The sequence below is a fragment of the Draconibacterium mangrovi genome (assembly GCF_010586825.1).
Taxonomy (GTDB): domain Bacteria; phylum Bacteroidota; class Bacteroidia; order Bacteroidales; family Prolixibacteraceae; genus Draconibacterium; species Draconibacterium mangrovi.
In genome coordinates this window covers 381,714-401,497 of the sequence record NZ_JAAAGB010000003.1, presented here as the reverse complement: position 1 = coordinate 401,497, position 19,784 = coordinate 381,714, and the positions used below count along the sequence as shown (strand labels likewise).

15 protein-coding genes are annotated in these 19,784 nt (G+C 40.1%); 7 read left to right on the top strand and 8 right to left on the bottom strand.

Annotated elements, in window-relative coordinates:
- Nucleotides 1-246 precede the first annotated feature (246 nt).
- The 5 genes from G4420_RS11115 to G4420_RS11095 all read right to left on the bottom strand — a co-directional run bounded on the left by G4420_RS11115 (nt 247) and on the right by G4420_RS11095 (nt 5,944).
- Entirely contained in the window at nt 247-849 is a 603-nt protein-coding gene (locus G4420_RS11115) for an IMPACT family protein (RefSeq protein WP_163323714.1), read from the bottom strand.
- Entirely contained in the window at nt 849-1,706 is an 858-nt protein-coding gene (locus tag G4420_RS11110) for an EamA family transporter (protein WP_163323713.1), read from the bottom strand. The genes G4420_RS11115 and G4420_RS11110 overlap by 1 nt, the downstream gene beginning before the upstream one ends.
- Nucleotides 1,707-1,744: 38 nt before the next feature.
- The gene (dnaA, locus tag G4420_RS11105) at nt 1,745-3,172 is read right to left on the bottom strand and encodes a chromosomal replication initiator protein DnaA (RefSeq protein WP_163323712.1); all 1,428 of its coding nucleotides are present in this window, start codon (nt 3,170-3,172) and stop codon (nt 1,745-1,747) included.
- Between the two features lie 288 nt (nt 3,173-3,460).
- Nucleotides 3,461-4,714: an MlaD family protein gene (locus G4420_RS11100; protein ID WP_163323711.1), complete on the bottom strand. Its 1,254-nt coding sequence runs from the start codon at nt 4,712-4,714 to the stop codon at nt 3,461-3,463.
- A 51-nt stretch (nt 4,715-4,765) separates the two neighbouring features.
- Nucleotides 4,766-5,944 carry an N-acetylmuramoyl-L-alanine amidase family protein gene (locus G4420_RS11095; RefSeq protein ID WP_163323710.1) on the bottom strand — a complete coding sequence of 393 codons (1,179 nt, stop codon included), beginning with the start codon at nt 5,942-5,944 and terminating at the stop codon, nt 4,766-4,768.
- Between the two features lie 213 nt (nt 5,945-6,157).
- Between G4420_RS11095 and G4420_RS11090 the strand changes: the two genes are divergently transcribed.
- The 5 genes from G4420_RS11090 (at nt 6,158) to G4420_RS11070 (ending at nt 14,918) form a co-directional block, all read left to right on the top strand.
- Nucleotides 6,158-8,833: a putative LPS assembly protein LptD gene (locus G4420_RS11090; protein WP_163323709.1), complete on the top strand. Its 2,676-nt coding sequence runs from the start codon at nt 6,158-6,160 to the stop codon at nt 8,831-8,833.
- A gap of 405 nt (nt 8,834-9,238) precedes the next feature.
- Nucleotides 9,239-9,616 carry a RidA family protein gene (locus G4420_RS11085; RefSeq protein ID WP_045030074.1) on the top strand — a complete coding sequence of 126 codons (378 nt, stop codon included), beginning with the start codon at nt 9,239-9,241 and terminating at the stop codon, nt 9,614-9,616.
- Nucleotides 9,617-9,625: 9 nt separating this feature from the next.
- The gene (locus G4420_RS11080) at nt 9,626-10,126 is read left to right on the top strand and encodes a GNAT family N-acetyltransferase (RefSeq protein WP_163323708.1); all 501 of its coding nucleotides are present in this window, start codon (nt 9,626-9,628) and stop codon (nt 10,124-10,126) included.
- Between the two features lie 352 nt (nt 10,127-10,478).
- Nucleotides 10,479-12,131: a diphosphate--fructose-6-phosphate 1-phosphotransferase gene (locus tag G4420_RS11075; protein ID WP_163323707.1), complete on the top strand. Its 1,653-nt coding sequence runs from the start codon at nt 10,479-10,481 to the stop codon at nt 12,129-12,131.
- Nucleotides 12,132-12,461: 330 nt separating this feature from the next.
- Nucleotides 12,462-14,918: a DUF5686 and carboxypeptidase-like regulatory domain-containing protein gene (locus G4420_RS11070; protein ID WP_163323706.1), complete on the top strand. Its 2,457-nt coding sequence runs from the start codon at nt 12,462-12,464 to the stop codon at nt 14,916-14,918.
- 13 nt (nt 14,919-14,931) lie between these two features.
- Here the strand turns inward: G4420_RS11070 and G4420_RS11065 are convergent, their stop codons facing one another.
- Nucleotides 14,932-15,993: a hemolysin family protein gene (locus G4420_RS11065; protein WP_163323705.1), complete on the bottom strand. Its 1,062-nt coding sequence runs from the start codon at nt 15,991-15,993 to the stop codon at nt 14,932-14,934.
- Nucleotides 15,994-16,144: 151 nt separating this feature from the next.
- Here G4420_RS11065 and G4420_RS11060 point away from each other — a divergent pair, with 151 nt between their 5' ends.
- Complete coding sequence (locus G4420_RS11060) at nt 16,145-17,323, top strand: DUF5009 domain-containing protein (protein WP_163323704.1); 1,179 nt, start codon at nt 16,145-16,147, stop codon at nt 17,321-17,323.
- A 122-nt stretch (nt 17,324-17,445) separates the two neighbouring features.
- Here the strand turns inward: G4420_RS11060 and G4420_RS11055 are convergent, their stop codons facing one another.
- Nucleotides 17,446-17,733 (bottom strand): cold-shock protein, encoded by a 288-nt coding sequence (locus G4420_RS11055; protein ID WP_246241598.1) that lies wholly within the window; start codon nt 17,731-17,733, stop codon nt 17,446-17,448.
- Between the two features lie 71 nt (nt 17,734-17,804).
- Nucleotides 17,805-18,569 carry a hypothetical protein gene (locus G4420_RS11050; protein ID WP_163323703.1) on the bottom strand — a complete coding sequence of 255 codons (765 nt, stop codon included), beginning with the start codon at nt 18,567-18,569 and terminating at the stop codon, nt 17,805-17,807.
- Nucleotides 18,570-18,839: 270 nt separating this feature from the next.
- Between G4420_RS11050 and G4420_RS11045 the strand changes: the two genes are divergently transcribed.
- Nucleotides 18,840-19,571: a toxin-antitoxin system YwqK family antitoxin gene (locus tag G4420_RS11045; protein WP_163323702.1), complete on the top strand. Its 732-nt coding sequence runs from the start codon at nt 18,840-18,842 to the stop codon at nt 19,569-19,571.
- Nucleotides 19,572-19,784: the final 213 nt, after the last annotated feature.

The window sequence follows — 19,784 nt, the reverse complement described above, 5'->3', positions numbered from 1 at the left end:
ATGTTGGTCTTCGTTAATTGCTAAAAAAGTAGAACCTTTTTTATAGATAAAAACGATTGCTTTTAAAAATCGTCTGATGCAGCGATGGGAAAAAGAAACCTTCTCAAAGCGTTTGTTAGTGCCTCGCTCAAGAAAATTAAAGTGGAATATCACGCGTAGCATCATGGTTCAAAAATACAGTGTTAGTTAACGTTTGTCAAAATTAGTGTGGCGTACTTATCAGCATTTTATTAACACATAAAAATGCTAATCCAGCCTTTTTATTTCTATTCCATATATTTCGTTAAACGATTGGAAAGCTCTTTCATGCTCCGATTTCCGGGTTTTAAATATCAGCCGGCAGCTTTCCTGAAAATCAGTACTTACAATATCGTAATTATCTTGTTTTAGCTTATTCATAACGGTGTTCAGCATGTCGTATTCAAATTTTAGTTCATACTGAATTTCAATAAGTTTCGAAATTATTTCGGCATTGTTCAGCGCTTCAACCGTAGCCTCCCGGTAGGCATTAATAAGCCCGCTAACGCCAAGCAGTGTTCCTCCAAAATAACGAACCACTACCACCAGAATATTGGTTACTTCGTAGCTTTGCAATTGCCCTAAAATAGGTTTCCCGGCTGTTGATGAAGGTTCGCCGTCGTCGTTGGCGCGCGTACGAATTTCTTCGGTGCCCAGTCGCCATGCATAACAGTGATGGCGCGCACTGTGGTGTTCTTTTTTTAATGAAGCAATAAGCTCTTTTACTTCTTCTTCATCTTTTAAGGGGTAGGCATATGAATAAAATTTGCTGCCTTTGTCTTTAAAGTAGCCGGTACTCGGTGTTTCTATGGTTTTATACTGATCGTCCATTACAACATGAAATATAAACTGATGAGTGCCAATACAACACCTGCAAAGTTAATTTTATTCAGCCGTTCTTTAAAAAGTAAGGTGCCTAAAATGGCTGTAAATGCCACAATTGCCATGTTATTGAGGGCAAAAACAAGCGAACTTTCCAATCCCGATTTATTCAGTGCTTTTATAATAAAATAAAGGGATCCAAAATTCACAATACCCAAAAGTGTCCCGAAGAGTAGTGTTGCCGGATTTAGTTTTAGCCGGTAAGTTTTTGTGAATATCGAAACGAGTACTCCACATAAAAAGGCAACCATAAAAACCAGGATGGTGTATAACGATGTTTCGCTTTCCGATATTTTTACGGCCTGAACATATTTTACAATCGAGTCGATCAAACCACTTCCTAAAAAGATGGACAGAGGCAAAACAATATAAACCAGGTTTGTTTTGGTGAGTTCCTTTTTATAAACCGTTAATCCAACGGCAATTATCGCAGTTACTATTCCAATTGCTTTTAATGTTGAAAGCTGTTCGTTAAAATAGATGAGAGAGAATGTTACCGGAAAAACCAGCGATAACTTATTGGCCAGTGTGGTTACAGTAATTCCTGCTTTCTGGGCGCTGTGCCCAATTAAGTAAAACATGGCAATAAAAAGGATTCCGAGTAGTATGGCAAAAGGCATCCAGTGGGGTAGTGTGGCCGGGGTATTGGCCTCAGCAAATGGTTGAAACAAAAGAATGCCCAGTAAACTGGCAGCCAAATAGTTTATCGTGATCAGCGATTGAAGTTTACAATTGTAATTTTTTGCAACTCTGAAAATCACATAAATCATTGATGATGAAAGGATGCACAGGATCAGATAAATCATATGGGCAAAAAAAAGGCAGGCTTAAAAGCCTGCCGGTATTACATTTTTAATTTCTTTTCTATGTCTTCAACAAACTGTCGGAAATTCTTATCCGTATCCTTCAGGTTGTTTACAGTTTTGCAAGCGTGGAGAACCGTAGCGTGGTCTTTACTTCCAATTTGTGCCCCGATACTTGCCAGCGAGTATTTCGTTAAACTTTTCGAGAAATACATGGCTATTTGCCGTGCCTGAACAATTTCGCGTTTCCTGGTTTTGGTTTGCAGTGCATCAACCGGCATGCTGAAATAATCACAAACTACTTTCGAAATATACTCGATAGAAAGTTCACGTTTTGAGTTTTTAACCAGTTTGTTGATCAACTTGGCTGCTAACTCAAGTGTAATTTCGCGCTTGTTCAACATCGACTGTGCCAGCAATGAAACCAATGCACCTTCCAGCTCGCGAACATTATTGGTTACATGCGATGCAATATATTCCAATACTTCATCCGAAAGAGTAATGCCGTCTTTATAAATTTTACGACGCAGAATTTCCATACGAGTTTCAAAGTCGGGTGTTTGCAAATCAGCAGTCAGTCCCCACTTAAAACGCGACAAGAGTCTCTGTTCCATTCCTTTCAGCTCAATAGGCGGCTTATCTGATGTTAAAATCAGCTGCTTACCCATTTGGTGCAAGTGGTTGAAAATGTGGAAGAATGTTTCCTGTGTTTTTTCTTTTCCTGCAAATTCATGCACATCGTCAAGAATCAACACATCAACCATTTGGTAGAAATGTAAAAAGTCGTTTCTGTTATTATTACGCGTTGCCTCGGTAAATTGCGTTTGAAATTTATTTGCGTTTACATACAAAACCACTTTGTCGGGGAAATTTTCTTTTACCTGGATACCAATAGCCTGCGACAAGTGAGTTTTCCCCAAACCTGAGTTACCGTAAATCATTAAGGGATTAAAAGCTGTTCCTCCCGGATTTTGTGCAACGGCAAAACCTGCACTGCGAGCCAGTCGGTTACAATCACCTTCAACAAAATTTTCGAAAGTATTGTCCGGTTTTAATTGCGGGTCGATCTGTAATTTCTGGATCCCCGGAATTATAAATGGATTTTTTATTGTTGCTTTTTCCTCCGCTTTTAATGGCACAGTAAGTGGTTTATTTTGAATTTTGTTGTTGTTATTCGTAGGATAACTAACAGTATACGGTTCATTACTGTTTTTATTGCTTAAAACAACGTTATATTCAAGTTTCGCTCCGGTGCCCAAAACCATACGAAGTGTCTTGCGAAGAATGTCGATAAACTGTTCTTCAAGATACTCGTAGAAAAAGGCACTTGGTACCTGAATTGTTAATACTTTATTCTCCAATTTAACCGGCTCGATTGGTTCAAACCAAGTCTTAAAACTGCTGCTAGGAACGTTATCTTTAATAACGTTAAGGCATTTCTCCCATGCAGATCTGTATTCGTTGTTCATTTACAATTGCTGGATAATGAGGTTCTACAAAAAAATTTCCCTAGTGGTATTCCGAGAACAAAAGTTGCGAAAAAAAAGTTAAAAAAAAAATCATAATTCTATTGGAAAAATAACATTTGTCATAGTTGGTTATAAGTCAGGCATTTAAAATTTTAAATTTCTGAAATATTTATAAAGTGCTATAAATCAGCGAATTATTTTTAAGTGATTGAACGATAACTATATAGCTGGTAGGGTCTGGTGGGGTTGGTTTTTTGACATATCCAGCTATCAACATTTGTCGGTTAATTACTGTATTTGCTTAAGAGCCTTTTGTAGCTTGATAAGGCGGCCATTTTTAAAGGCAACGATACTCGATTCCGGAAATTGAAAACGTAAATTATGATAGATTTCTTCTATCTCGCTGTACTTACTTGTTGCACCCGTTAAATAGTTATAAACATTGCCTGTTGTGTATTCTTCCACATCATCAATTTCTTCAAAAACTTCGGCATCGGTACCCAATTGTGTTTTGGTTGAAAGCAGGTGAACTTTAAAGACAATATCTTTTGAAGCAGCATCGTCTTTGGTATTAATATACACTTCCTTACCAAAATCGAATGCTGAAACCTGAAGGTAACGTTTAGGATTTTGCTGAATATCGCCAATCAGAAAACCCATATTTTCCGAAAGTGTATTAATCGACTGGTATAATTCATCGTCGTTAAGTAACAAGCCGGCAGAATTATCGTCACTGTTCAGTTTTTCAAGTATATTTTCTATTTCGGCCGATGCATTGGCCAGATTATTTAAAACAGGTGTAACCGAAACGTTGGCCAGCGTATCCGAAAAACGATTCAGGTTTTGAATGGTTGCTTCAAATTCGGCTGCATTATTTTTAAAGGTGGCGGTTAGTTCTTCAATATTCGAAACAATATTTTTTACATTCCCTTTTTCCGAGGCCATTATTTCCTGGAGATCGGCAGTTGTGGCTTCAATATTTTCAACGGTTTGATTTATTCGTGCAAAACTGGTTGTGAGGTTTTCGCGTGCATCTTCGTTAAAAATAATGGTAAGCACGGTAATGGCTGAATCAACAGTGCTGAGCAATTCCTCTGCTTTGTTTTTTAGCGGAAGTACCTGCATGCTCACCTGGTCTTTTAGTCCGGCTTCAATTGAGCCGGGAATGGTATCGTTCGGTTCATACATCTCGCTTTCTCCACTGTATAAAATTTCTACCGAACGTGTTCCCATTATATCGCTGCTAATAATACGGGCGGTAGAATTTACCGGGATTTTGAATGATGAATTAACCGCAAGTGTTACAAGCAGCCGCCCGCTGTTATCGGGAGCAAATTTTAAATCGGCAACCTGACCGATCTTAAATCCGTTGATTGTTACATCGTTGGATTTTACCAGCCCGTCAATTCGGTTATAATACACATGGTAATAGTCGTTTTGTTTAAATATGTCTTTCCCTTTCAGATAGCTTAAACCCCAGATAAGTACGGCAAATGAAAAGACGATTAAAATTCCAAGTTTTGTGTATTTTGCATTCTTCATGGCGGAAAAATAAGATTTTAATGTAAAAGTAGCCAATTCCAAAGGGATTAATCAATGCTCCGACACCTTTTTTAAAGAAATTAACTTATTATTTTTGAAAGCAACCACAAAGGCGTTGGGGTATTTTGGGCTTATTCTTCGTTGCTCCACCCCGGCTTCTTCAATTGATTTAAACCGGCCTGAAAAGTAGCGGTTGAGGTTTTGCCCTTCCAACAGAAAGATATTTTGTTCGCCCTTAAAATTGGCCGGTGTGGTTTCCAGTTTTTTTGTTAAGGCCATTATTTGTACCGAATAAAATACTTCATCTGCCGTTTGCTTAGGTGCCTTATTCCCGGCTTGTGCCAGCGGTAATTCAGATGGAGCTGAGCTGTTATTTTCCGATATATTGTTTCCCGGGCTGGCTTCATTTTCGGTTACGAGGTGAAAACTGCTGCGTTGTTCAATATCTGATTTGTATTCGCGAAAAGCCCTGAAAATGGCATAAGCCAGTCGTGTTCTTCCGGCTTCGCTGGTAAGGTATTGTCGCTCGCCGTTATGGCTTATAAAACCAGTTTCGATTAAAACACTGGGCATGGTTGTTTCGCGTAAAACCAGAAACCCGGCCATTTTTACGCTGCGATCGATCCGTTTGGCATAATCGCGAAATTCGTTCTGAATACTCGATGCCAGCATTACACTTTGTCCTTGGAACTCTTCCTGCATGGTTTCAAACATGATATACGATTCGGGCAAATTCGGATCAAAACCTTCGTAGGTGGTGTTGTAATCGTCTTCCAAAAGAATTACTGCATTTTCCTTTTTGGCTACTTCCAGGTTATCGTCGTTTCGGTGAAGCCCCAGAACAAAAGTTTCTGTTCCCTGCACACTTCGGGCGCCAACAGCATTTACATGGATTGATATAAAAAGATCGGCTTCGTTTTTATTGGCAATTTCGGCCCGTTTATATAATGGTATAAAAACATCGGTGGTGCGCGTGTAAACCACTTTTACATCGGGGTAGTTTTCTTTTATTGTTGTTCCGAGTTTTAAGGCAATATCGAGCACAATGTTTTTTTCGACGGCGTTGCCAAATGATGCGCCAAGGTCGCGGCCGCCATGTCCCGGGTCGATAACCACAACAGAAATGCCTTCTTTTTGGTTTTCAGCCGAAAATTGGTTTGCGGCAAAACATTGTACGGCAAAACAAATGCAACAAATGAACAGAAGTAACTTTAAACCTTGTTGTGTCATATAAATATCTGATCAGTATTCGTATATCTAAACACATAAGAGCGGAGTATTAGTATTTGTTCGATACCATTTTATTTATTTGCTTTGCCCCGCTTACAGCTTATAAACGTAAAAATAGAAATATTAGCATTATTTTACATTTTATAGCACTTTAGTATAAGCCATATTTATATTTTTGTGCAGCCAAGTAGATTTTGAAACGCAGAAAACATTTTGTATAAAATAATCATCACATATTTATTCCTGGTAGCTCCATTTTTGATTTTAGCTCAGGAACCAACCATTAGTGTGGCTCCACAGCAACAGGTTCCCGATTCTATCTTATCTGAGTATATCAGCGCACATGATACCATTTTGGTTGATACTACCGGTATTGATACAATGGGAATGGTAAAGGAAGAAAAGCCGGTTATTGATGCGCCCATTGATTATGCTGCCGCCGATTCGATGATTGTTTCGCTCGACGGCCAAAAGGTGTATTTATACAACCAGGCAAAAGTTACTTACCAAAATATTGAACTGGAGGCGTATTATATTGAGCTGGATTTAGAAACCAAGGAAATTTATGCTGAAGGAGTTCTGGATTCGGTGGGAGAGATGACCCAAAAACCGTTGTTCCGGCAAGGTTCTGAAGAGTACGAGTCGGAAACGATGCGTTATAACTTCGAAACGGAAAAGGCTTTTATTACCAAAGTTGTTTCGGCACAGGGCGAAGGTTTTATTCATAGCGACCGTACCAAAAAGATTGGCGAAGAAGTGTTTATTACCAAGGATGCCAAATATACGACCTGCGATGCCGATCATCCGCACTTTTATTTACACCTGACAAAAGCAAAGGTTATATCGAACGAAAAGATAATTACCGGACCGGCCTACATGGTTTTAGAGGATTTCCCGTTATATTTTCCTATTATTCCGTTTGGATATTTCCCCAATTCGCCAACCTACTCGTCGGGAATTTTAATTCCGAAGTACGGTGAGGAGCGAAACCGTGGATTCTTTCTGCGCGACGGAGGGTATTACTGGGCCGCAAGCGAATATTTCGATTTAGCTGTTCAGGGCGATATTTATTCGCGTGGTTCGTGGGGTACACGTATAAAAACGAATTATAAAAAACGGTATAAGTTTGGTGGTAATTTCGGTTTCGAATATGCCAAAAACAAATACGGCGAACAAGGTTTGGATAATTACTCGGTAGGCACACAATATAAAATTTTGTGGTCGCACTCGCAGGATTCAAAAGCCAATCCTAACCAAACATTCTCGGCCAGTGTGAACGTTTCGTCGAGCGGCTACGATAAGCAGAATGCGTACAATATGAATGATTACCTGACGACCACAAAATCGTCGAGTATTTCATATTCACGAAAATTTGAGAATACACCCTTTAATTTGTCGATGAACCTGCGTCATTCGCAAAACACCAAGGACAGCACCATGTCGTTGTCGTTGCCCGAAATGACCTTTAACATGGCAAAAATCTATCCGCTCAGGAAAAAGAACCGAAGCGGATCGGTGAAGTTCTACGAAAAATTTGGTATTAACTATACCGCCAACTTTAGAAACTCGATTAATGCCAAAGAAAGCGAAATACTGAGCAGTTCGTTTGCTACCGACTGGAAAAACGGTATTCGCCACAACTTGCCCATTGCGTTCCCGAGTTTTAATTTGTTTAATTACATAAATTTCAGCCCAGGCATTAGTTACAACGAAAAATGGTACTTCAAAAAATACAACTATAACTACGAAGAAGGGGGCGAGTACACCGGAAATCCTTCAACTATTCCCGACAATGTTAGGATTGATACGATTACCGGTTTAAACCGTGTATACGATTACGCATATAGTATTAGTGCTTCGGCCAACATTTATGGTATGTACATCCCTCGAAATCCGAACTCTAAAATTAAGGGTATTCGCCACAAAATGTCGCCAACGGTATCGTTTAGTTACCGCCCCGATTTTGGTAAGGAACATTACGGTTACTGGCAGGAAGTGCAAGTTGATGAAGACGGAAATACCCGCTACTTCGATACCAACTTAGGTGGTATTTACGGTGGTTCGCCCGGAATGGGAGAATCGGGATCGATTAATTTCGCGCTGAACAACAACCTGGAAATGAAAAAGCTGGATACGCGCGATTCCACCAAAACCGATGAAGAGCAGAAATACAAGAAGGTGAAAATAATTGACAACCTGAGTATTTCTTCATCGTATGACCTGATTCGTGACTCATTAAATTTGGCTCCGTTTTCTATTCGGGCACGTACTACTGTGGCAGGTGTTAGTATTAATATGGGAACCACGGTCGACCCGTATATGGTGGATGAGAACTACCGTCGTATTCATAAATATGCCTGGAACGAACGCAGTGGTATTGGCAAACTGGGACGTGTAACCCGGGCCAACCTTTCGTTCGGAATGAATTTTAACTCGAAAGACAAGAAAAAGGGTGAAAACAACGAAGGCAACAATGAGGATGAAACTCCCGGGCCTCCGGAAGACGTGATTCCACCTATTTTTGATGACTATCTTGATTTTAGCATGCCCTGGGATTTTGGTTTCGACTACAGTTTAAACTATACCGGAGCAACCAGTGCCAGTAATCCGAATGGGCGGGTTACCCAAACTTTAGGTTTACGCGGAAATATTAGTATTACCAATAAATGGCAAATGAGTGCCATGACCAACTTCGATATTCAGGAAGGGGAGTTTGCATTAACCTCGTTCCGCCTGAACCGCGATCTGCACTGCTGGAACATGTCGTTTAACTTTGTGCCTTTTGGCTACCGTAAAAGTTACAGCTTTACCATTAGTGCATCTTCGTCGATGCTGCAGGATTTGAAAATCCAGAAACAGCAAAGTCACTACGATAACTTTAATTTCTAAGCGATAATTACACTGCAAAAACGTTTGTTTCTGTAGTTAGAGGGCAGCGTTTTTACGCAAAAACGTATCCTTCCGCATATGGAAGGCAGTGTTTTTACCAAAAAATGACCCCTTCCAAGTGCGGAAGGCAGTGTTTTGATAAAAAAATGACCCCCTCTAAGTGCGGAAGGATACATTTTTGCAAGAAAATGCCCTCCTTTAACTGCGGAAGGCAATGTTTTTACAAAAAAATAAGGCCCTTTAAGTGCGGAAGGATACATTTTTAGATAAAAATGACCCCTTCCGCATTTAACAATAATCGAAAATATGCATTTGTTTTTTTTCCATTAATAAGTTTTGTTGCTTGATCGCCGGGCTTGAAAGTTGGGGCATCTTTTGGTATCTTCACACCAAAATATTAAACAGATGAAACGTATTATAGCTACAGAAAAAGCACCAGCGGCAATTGGGCCATACAGCCAGGCGGTTGAAGTTAACGGAACACTTTATATTTCAGGACAGGTACCACTCGACCCGGCAACCATGAAAGTTGTTGAAGGCGGAATTACTGAGCAAACCGAGCAGGTAATGAAAAACATTGGTGAGATATTAACCGAGGCCGGTTATTCGTTTTCCGACGTAGTAAAATCGACATGCCTGTTAAGCGACATGGCCAATTTTAAAGCCATGAACGAAGTTTACGGAAAATATTACAGCGAGACACCACCGGCAAGAGCAGCCTTTGCCGTAAAAGAACTGCCGCTGGGGGTAATGGTCGAAATTGAAACGATAGCCGTAAAATAAGTTGATAGGATGAATAAATCACTTCGCCTCGAAATACTGGAGGAGAAAGACTTAGGTCTGATTAAAGACATTTATAATTATTACATCGCTAATTCAACAGCTACTTTTCATACCGGCTCGGTAAGCGAGGCCGACTTAAAGAGCATTTTACCCATTGGTGATAGCCGTTTCAGGTCGTTCCTGATTTACTTTGATAACGAAGTGGCCGGGTATTGTTACCTGGGGCGCTATAAACCCCGCGCTGCCTACGACCGCACTGCCGAAGTAACCATTTATCTTAAGCCGGAATATTTTGGAAAAGGGATTGGCCGCGAAGTGCTGTTGCAAATGGAACAAAAAGCACTGGAAGTTGGGATAGTTGTTCTAATGGGAATTATTACCGCCGAAAACGAAGCCAGCGTAAAACTGTTCGAGCGAATGGGTTACGAAAAATGCGGGCATTTTAAACAGGTAGGAGAGAAGTTCGGGCGCATACTCGATGTTGTAGCCTATCAGAAGTTGCTTGTTTGATAATCCACGAATTTATCGATTTGCACCAGTTGAATAAAAGGATGTCATCTTTCTGAAAAGATGACATCCTTTTTTCTTTGAAGCCCCTGACGAATGTTTTCAATATGGCGTTTCAAACTACATTTTATCGCCTCAAACCCAATTGTTGACGGTAAATAGCCGATTCCCTTTTAACTTTACTTTAAATCAGTTCGTCCTGTTTTTTCAACATAGGATTTCACCACAAATTCCGTTATTTTTGATCTGCTTAAAAAATTAGAAATCAATAATTAATAATTACTTGAGCCGGTAAGCCGGTTAAAGTTTTGTTCCGGAAGATTGTTTTCAATTTCCGGCTAAAAAATAAACAGACATGAGTATTAGCGCATTACAAAAAGAAAGGGCTAAATATCAGCCAAAACTTCCTAAATCGTTAAAAGGCAATGTAAAATTGGTTGAGGGTGCAAAAACCGAATCGGTTGCCGACCAAAAAGAAATTGCTGAATTATTTCCGAATACTTACGGAATGCCGTTGGTTACTTTCGAAGCAGCCGATGCCGCAGCCGAAAGACAGCCGGTTAACGTTGGTGTAATCCTTTCAGGAGGTCAGGCTCCGGGCGGACACAATGTAATCTCAGGTATTTTCGATGGAATTAAAAACATCCATCCTGATAGCAAATTGTATGGTTTCTTAGGTGGACCCGGCGGATTGGTTGACCACAAATACATGGAACTTACTGCTGATATTATCGACGCGTACCGTAACACAGGTGGTTTCGATATTATCGGTTCGGGCCGTACAAAACTGGAAGAAGAAGCACAATTCGATAAAGGTCTTGAAATTGCAAAAGATCTTGGTTTGAATGCGCTTGTAATTATTGGTGGCGACGACTCAAACACAAACGCTTGTGTATTGGCCGAGTACTACGCTAAAATCGATTCTGGTGTTCAGGTAATCGGTTGTCCGAAAACAATTGATGGTGACCTTAAAAACGAAATGATTGAGACTTCGTTTGGTTTCGACACTGCAACAAAAGTATATTCAGAGTTGATTGGTAACATCCAGCGCGATGCCAACTCAGCAAAAAAATATTGGCACTTTATTAAATTGATGGGACGTTCGGCGTCGCACATCGGTTTAGAGTGTGCTTTAAAAACTCAGCCAAACATTACTTTAATTTCGGAAGAAGTTGCTGAGAAAAAACAAACTTTAGGCGAGGTTGTAGATTATATGGCCGGTATTGTTGCCAATCGCGCAGCCGACGGAAACAACTTTGGTGTTGCCCTTATTCCTGAAGGTTTGATCGAATTCATTCCTGAAATGAAAGTTCTGATCTCGGAATTGAACGACCTGCTTGCTGAAGGAACTGAAAGCGAGAAAGAATTTAAAATGCTGAAGAAAAGTCACCGTAACGAATGGGTGGCCGGTCATCTTTCAGAAACTTCTTCAAGTGTATTCAGCTCATTGCCATCAGGCATTGCTACTCAGTTAACTTTAGATCGCGATCCACACGGAAACGTTCAGGTATCGTTAATCGAAACTGAGAAGCTGCTGGGTGAAATGGTAAAAACACGTTTGGATGAAATGAAAGAAGCCGGTGATTTTGTTGGAAAATTCGGAACACAATACCACTTCTTTGGTTATGAAGGACGTTGTGCAGCTCCATCAAACTTCGATGCTGACTACTGCTACTCATTGGGTTACACTGCTTCTGTTCTTATTTCAGAAGGAAAAACCGGTTACATGGCATCGGTACGTAACACAACTGCTCCTGCTGATGAGTGGATTGCAGGTGGTGTACCTGTAACTATGATGATGAATATGGAAAAACGTCACGGACATATGAAACCGGTAATTCAAAAAGCACTGGTTGAATTGGAAGGCGCTCCATACAAATATTTCGTTTCAAAACGTGGTGAGTGGGCAACAGGAACCGAATTCGTTTATCCTGGTCCTATTCAGTATTTCGGCCCAACTGAAGTTTGCGACCAAACAACAGAAACATTAAAATTAGAGCAGGCCTAATCAGCTGCTTTATCAATCGATATTTTAAAAGCCTCCCTGAGTTGATCGGGGAGGTTTTTTTATTTCCCCCTCATTCGTCAACAAAAGGGTTGTAGAACGGTTCTTAATAAAAGTTAAAATATTGTACGATATTTAGCGATATTAAATTTTAGAATAGTGATCTTAATTACTTTCGCTTAGTATTTAAATATGTAAAATCGCCACGAAAACAATTATCCCGGATAAGTGAACACATTTATTAGGGAAAAGAAAACATAGTCAGTTGATTCTCATTATATTAGTTGTTCGGTAGAACAAACGTATGATAAATGAGACAATTGCTTATTTATTATGGAAAACAAGATCAGATTAACAATACTCTTTTTACTATTCGTATTTATTTCTCACGCCTCGGATGAAGCCACCGAAATATCGGGAAATGTATACGATAAGGGTACCAATGAGCCAATTCCCTTTGTAAACGTCTGGGTGAAAGGAACTACACGCGGAACCATTACCGATATGGACGGACATTTTCTTTTGTCGGCAAAAACCGGCGACGACATCAGTTTCTCATCGGTAGGTTATCAAAAACAGGAGCTAAAAGTAACGGCTCAACTGGAAATGCCGCTTAAAATTTATTTAGCCCCCGATGTTCAGCAAATTAGCGAGATTAAGGTAAGGCCCGAAGAATCGCGTGCCAAAGTTCTGTATCGTAAAATTATGGAGCATAAAAAGGAGAACCGCGATAAAGTTGAAAACTATAACGATTACAAGGCTTTTGAGCGAACTTCGGTTTATATGGCCATCGATAGCACATCGAAAGTGAACCGTATTATTCCGAACATGAACGAGGTGACCATGAAGCTGGATGATCAGGATATTCGGTTTTCGCCCATATACATGGCCGAGCTGGCAACATTAACGAGCAACAGAAAAGACAGTGTTGTTTACGCAAAAAAGGATGGAATTTTCCCAAAACTCAATCAAACCATTGAAAGTTTGATTCTGCTAAATGTGGTGATCGACCTTGATTTTTACAAAGACCAGATCAATATTCTGGGACGTGGTATTGTTTCTCCGTTAAGTAACTCAGCACGTTTGCACTACGATCTTTACTTAAACGACAGTACGCTTATTGATAGCGTTTGGCATTATAACTTCTCGTTTACACCGAAAAATAAGTACAATCCGTTATTTACCGGACGCTTTACTGTTGAGGGCAAAAACTTTGCACTTACCAGCATCTACGCTTACGTGCAGGAAGAGGCCAATATTAACTTTGTAAACGGCTACCGGTCAAACGTACAATACACGAAAGACGAAAACGGAACATGGTTTTACGATAACCAGCAGATTAGTCTGAATTTGTCGTTAACGCTGAATAAGGATACGGTGTCGAGGTATGGTTCGCAACGAATTGATCAGATTTCGAACGGAAACTGGATGGTGAATAAAATTACACAGTATTCCACTTCTGCTCATCTGAATGAAATACGTGGGTACAACTGGCGTTCGCAACCCGAGTTTGCAACCAGCCTGATGTCGGACGGAACATACGAGCGTGTTGACAAATTAAAGGAAAACCAGGTGGTAAAAGGTATTGATGCTGTGGGCGGAATGGTGCTTACCAGCTATATCGATCTGGGGAAAATTGAGCTGGGGCCTGTATTCGATATCTACAGCACCAACGCCATTGAGGGGCAGCGCTTTTCAATGCCTTTCCGCACCGGCGAAAAAATGTGGGAGCGCTTTACTGTTGGTGGCTTTTTAGGATATGGTACCCGAAACAAGGAATTGAAATATGGAATGAACTTTGGCTGGCAATTAACCCAGGACGATAAGTTTATTTTACGTGGTAACTATTCTGATGACTACAACCTGGTTTCGCAGGATAAATACCTGAGGTTTATTAAGAAAAACCCGAATACCCGTGGTAACGGTAACTTTATTGCTGCCATTACTTCGCGCGAGGAGAATCCCTATTTACAACAGGAGAAGAAAACAAGTCTGAGTTTAGAATATAATACCGATAATGTTATTCTTGAGGGAGGCGCTTATTTTTCATCCAATTATAGTACTCCTTCAATTCATTACGTAAATAACGGGGTAGATTACAAGCATTATTCGGCTTATGGAGCACTGTTCAATGCACGTTTGGCGTTTGGTCAGTACTACGACCAGTATTACTTTATGCGCGTGTATTATATCGACCAAACTCCGGTTATTAACTTAAGCTGGGACATTGGTCAGGCCTATGTACCGGGAGATAACACACCTGATTTTGGAATGTATTCGCATTTTCATGGTTCCGTAGTTGGAAAAGTAAACTGGGGACCTACATTTATGCGCTACATGGTTAACGGTGGTTATTTATTTGGCGATGCTCCTTACGATTTATTGGATATGCCTGTTGGATCGCAATCACTTGGTTTTGCAAAATACCGTTTTAACCTGCTGTATCAGGCATCGTTTGCGCACAATGTATATACCAACGTTCACCTCGACTGGGTTGGCGGCGGAATAATCTTTAACAAATTACCGTTAATTAAACGTTTGAAACTGCGTGAAATGGTATCGTTAAAAGCGCACTATGGCGACCGTACCAGCTCGTACAAACCAATATTCGATCTTCCTGAAGCATTCTCGCAGGATTTAACGGCTCCATATGCTGAGATAGGACTCGGAATAACAAATATTTTTAAAGTACTGCGTGTGGAGTATATCCATCAGTTGGGTGGTACTTATATGAACAGAAGTTTTACCGACAACAGCGGAATACGTTTCAGGGCTGAAATGAGTTTCTAAGTGACGGAAATTTTTATTTCGGATCATTTGCCCTTTTCCAGCGCTCGCGAGCCAGTTTTTGCAGGTCGGCTACTTTGTCTGATTCGTCAATGATTTCCATACCAAAGAGCGTTTCGATAACATCTTCCATGGTTACCAGGCCTACAATAGTTCCAAACTCGTCGGCTACCATTGTCATGTGTTGTTTTTCCAGAATAAGTTTATCGAGCAAACCGGCTACCGAAAGGCTGTCTTCAACGAAAAATATCTTTCTGCGAATTTCTATTGCCTGCCGGCTGTGTTTGTCATTGGCAATATTTTCCAGAATAGTATCTTTCAAAATAAACCCGGTGATTTGGTCAGTGTTTTCGCCGTATACAGGTATACGCGAGAACTGGAATGGATTGTAGGCCGAAAAAATTTCTCCCAGCGTTTGATTTTCATTCAGGGTGAACACCACACTGCGAGGCGTCATAATATCTTTTACCCGCATGTTCTCTAAACGTAACAGGTTCTGGATAATCGATTTTTCCTCTTTGTCGATGGCACCACTTCTTAACCCGGCATCAGCCATTGCCGCAACATCGGCCCGGTTCAATACGCTTTTTTCACCATCTCTTTTTATCAGATGTGTTACCCACTTACTTAACCAAACAAAAGGAGCCAGTACGATCATCAATCCTTTTAGCGACCGTACAGTAAAGGGTGTTAGATTTTTCCAGTAAGTAGCACCAATGGTTTTGGGTATAATTTCAGAAAGAATAAGTATAGCGAGTGTCATCAATCCTGCAATGAGCGACTCGTAGGTAACCTCAAAAACATAGAGGTTGATTTTTGCTGTTCCGAAAAGTTTTCCGGCTTGTACACCCACTCCGATAGCACCAACGGTGTGTGCGATGGTGTTTAGCGTTAAAATGGCCGATAACGGGCGGTCGATGTCGTCTTTTAAATAACTTAAACGTTTACCCAACCGTGGTTTTTCCATTTGCATGCGGCTAACATACGATGGTGTTATACTTAGCAAAACAGCTTCCCAAACGGAACACAGAAACGAGAAAAGTATTGAAACGATAAAGAAAAAGATTAGTATCGCCATATAAGGTATTACAATGTTTTATACGAAAATAGGAAAATAATCGGGAATTAGATTGTCGGGTTCGTAAACCGTTTATTCGAATAATATGAGTTTTGACACGTGAGGAATTTGCTTATTTTGTTATTCTTGCAAAACAACTAAATTGAATTTTATGAATCAACGAATCCTGTCTATAGATATAATGCGTGGTTTAACGCTTTTTCTCATGCTTTTTGTTAACGATTTGTACATGCCCGGAGTTCCCGCATGGCTGGGGCATACAACAGCCGATTTCGACGGAATGGGGCTTGCCGACTGGGTTTTTCCCGGCTTTCTTTTTATGGTGGGTATGGCAGTGCCTTTTGCCGTACAAAGCAGAATTAAAAAGGGGCACACCAACCTGACAATATTTTATCACATATTGGTTCGAACACTCAGCCTGCTAGTTATTGGTGTGTTAATGGTTAACGTTTCCCGTTTAGATCCGGAATTAACGGGCTTACCTAAAAATCTTTGGGCAATTCTGGTTTATGTATCTATATTTTTGGTGTGGAACAATTACAAGAATTTACAGTCATGGTTGGTATACCTGCTAAAAGGAATTGGAATCGCCGGCCTGGTTATTCTGGCAGCAATGTTTAAATCGGGCAGCGCGGAAGCAGTAACCTGGCTTCATACCAGCTGGTGGGGGATACTAGGATTAATCGGCTGGGGATATTTGGCCGCTTCGTTGGTTTATCTGTTAGTAAAAGACAATTTGTTACAAATTGCCGTTTTTTGGGCCTTATTTTTTGTGTTGAATATTTTATCGCAAATGAATCTGCTGAACTTCTTAAATCCCATAAAACCGGTTTTTGGAGTGCTGCTTAGTGGAAACACCCCGTCGATAGTTTTGGCCGGATTGTTCTTTAGTGTATTAATCCGTCGAATTGGTTTTACCGATTATAAAAAGTTAATCAGAACAAGTTTAATCATTGGTGTTGTTTTACTCATCATCGGGTTTGTTTTGCGTCAATGGTTTATCATTTCAAAAATACAAGGGACGCCAAGTTGGGCAATGCTTTGTAATGGAATAAGCGTGCTGGTATTTGTTGTTCTTTATATCGTTATCGATTTATTTAAGCTCACAAAATGGACCGTTTTATTTAAGCCTGCCGGACAAAATTCATTAACAACATATCTAGCCCCCGATATTTTGTATTATTCGATGTGGTTAAGCGGGGTGCCGATTCTTGTTTACAAGCAGTCGGAATATGCCGGAGTTGTAATTCTCGGATCGATTTTATGGGCACTGGCAATGATCGGATTTGCTGCTCTATTGGCCAGAATCGGAATTAGGCTGCGCCTTTGATTTTCGTGTTTAGAAAAGAGGGTGAATTTCCGTCTGCACTTAATGTGTGGGTTTGTTCGCGATTTTTGGGCATAAAAAAAGTCCGGTTAAAAACCGAACTTTTCATCAAAGCAATATAATAACTATACTAGTTTTACATTTACTGCGTTCAGACCTTTTTTACCTTCTTCAAGGTCAAAAGTTACTTCGTCATTTTCTTGAATTTCATCTTTACATCCACTTACATGAACGAAATACTCTTTTGTTGATTCTGCATCTTTAATAAAACCAAATCCTTTGGTATCGTTAAAGAATTTTACTGTTCCTTTATTCATTTTATTCTTAAAAAAATTATGGGCGCAAGCTACGATAATTTTTTGAAAATAAATAACATAAATCTCTGGTATTAACTTTTTAGTAGTATTCTTCACTATTTCTCCCCAAAATATACCAATAATCAGTCCTGTGGTACCCTAATTTTCTAAAACAGAAAGTTCAAAGACTAAAAATGTTGTTCCAATGCTGATCTCCACCACGAGAAATAAGTGCTTTCAAGCTCGTGTTGAGAAGGAAACGGATAAAACTTGTAATGCTCCTTTTCGCCAATAAAAAATCCATCTTCAATGGTTCGGTAGGGAAGTTCGCTTTGTCGTACCCGCAAAACTGTTTTGGTTAGCCTTTCGTCTGATTGGTGAAGTTTGATCAAACATTCCCTCAGGTGTGCCGGATTTCGATAAGGCAAATTCTTTATCGGAAGTAAAGGATCATTTGCCAGGTCGTTTAACTGAAGCTCTACAAAAAATAATTTTGGGACAGAAACCGGTTTTGTGGTGTCGGTTAAAAACTTAATGAATTCAGGCGGACTGAGTTTACTGGCCACCATTGTAGAAAATGGATTGTATTGCTGGTACAGGTGGATGTCCTTTTTCTCCGATGGTTGGTATTCGCGGTCGGAAATTTCGAGTACTTTGCCATCATCGGTAACCAGGTAAAGTTTCAAAAGTGCTTCCAGCGGGATCGTCTCAAAAACACGATAAATAGAAAGATATACCGATCGTTTGGGTTCCCCGTTTTCGTAAGGGATGAGCTTCTTATTCACATAATCCTCCGGTAATTCTGTTTTGTCCGGATCTATCTCAAAAAACACCGATTGCGAGCGCAGGTTTTTCTTCGTGCCAACAGCCATATAATTACCAAATTCGTGAGGACGTAAATGTGAAACGATCAACGATTCGGGAGTGGCTACAAGGTAGTAATGTTTTTCCATGACGATATTTTTTAAATTTTAACGACAGGAAATCATGCAATAAAAGAACAATGGTTTTCTGAACGTATTTTTCGTTTTTATGTACGTATTTTAGGGGGTAGGGTTTTCCGAATTTTAAAAACGATAATTGCGAAATCAGCGTATAAAAAGGGCAACCTAAGATAAACCAAACGACTATGCACTAAGATGTTTGATAATATTACCGCATTATGTTCTAATAAAGGAATGAAAGATTATCTTTAATAACTGATAAAACTCAAAATCGCTGTTATGAAAGGATGGATTTACTGTTTGTTTGCAGCACTGTTACTTCTGGGTGCTTGTAATTCGGAATCTAAAAAAGACACTGCGGAAACTACCAATGAAGAGAGCAGCGGTTTGGAAATCGTTAAACGGCCATATCGTAACTCCGAACAGATTGAGTACGAAATATCGGTTGTAAAAGGAACAGCGATAAAACACGGCATCCAGAAGCGCTACTACCTCCACGGAAGTTTATATTCGACCATACCTTACATTGCCGGAAAAAAGCAAGGCGTAGCTTACACCTATTACCAGGCATCGTTGGACAGCGAACCACAGATTTGGAAAGAGCAACCTTACGAAGAAGATGAGCTACATGGCACTTGTAAGCGTTATCACCGCAACGGAACATTGCAGGCCGAATACGAGTATAAAAACGGATTACGCGCTGTTGGTTTAAAAGAATACACCGAATCGGGGAAGGAGATCGAAGAGCCCAAATTAATACTTACAAAACACCGCGTTGCCACAGGCGTCTTAATTCAGGCCCAATTAAGCGACGATTATGATAATGTTGATTATTACATTGGCGATCTGCTTGAAGGTAAATATATGCCTAAAAAGATGAAAGCCCTGCAGACAAGAAACGATGTTGGTGAAACTGTCGTATCGCAAACAAGCGGAACCATTACAATAACCGCCGAATATTCTACCCGTTACCAGAACAGGGGAGTGGTGTCAAAATCAATTAACCTATAGAAGATTTCAAACAACGGCTGCTTCACCTTAGGAAATAAGTGCTTGAAGCCGGGAAATAACTATTTCAAGTCAGGAAATAACCACTTTAAGTTGAGAAACGTGTACTTCATTTAATGAAATGACCACTTCAACTCAAGAAATGAGTGCTTCAACCGAAGAAATGACAGCTTTAAGTCGAGAAATATGTGCTTCGACTGAAGAAATGGCAGGTTT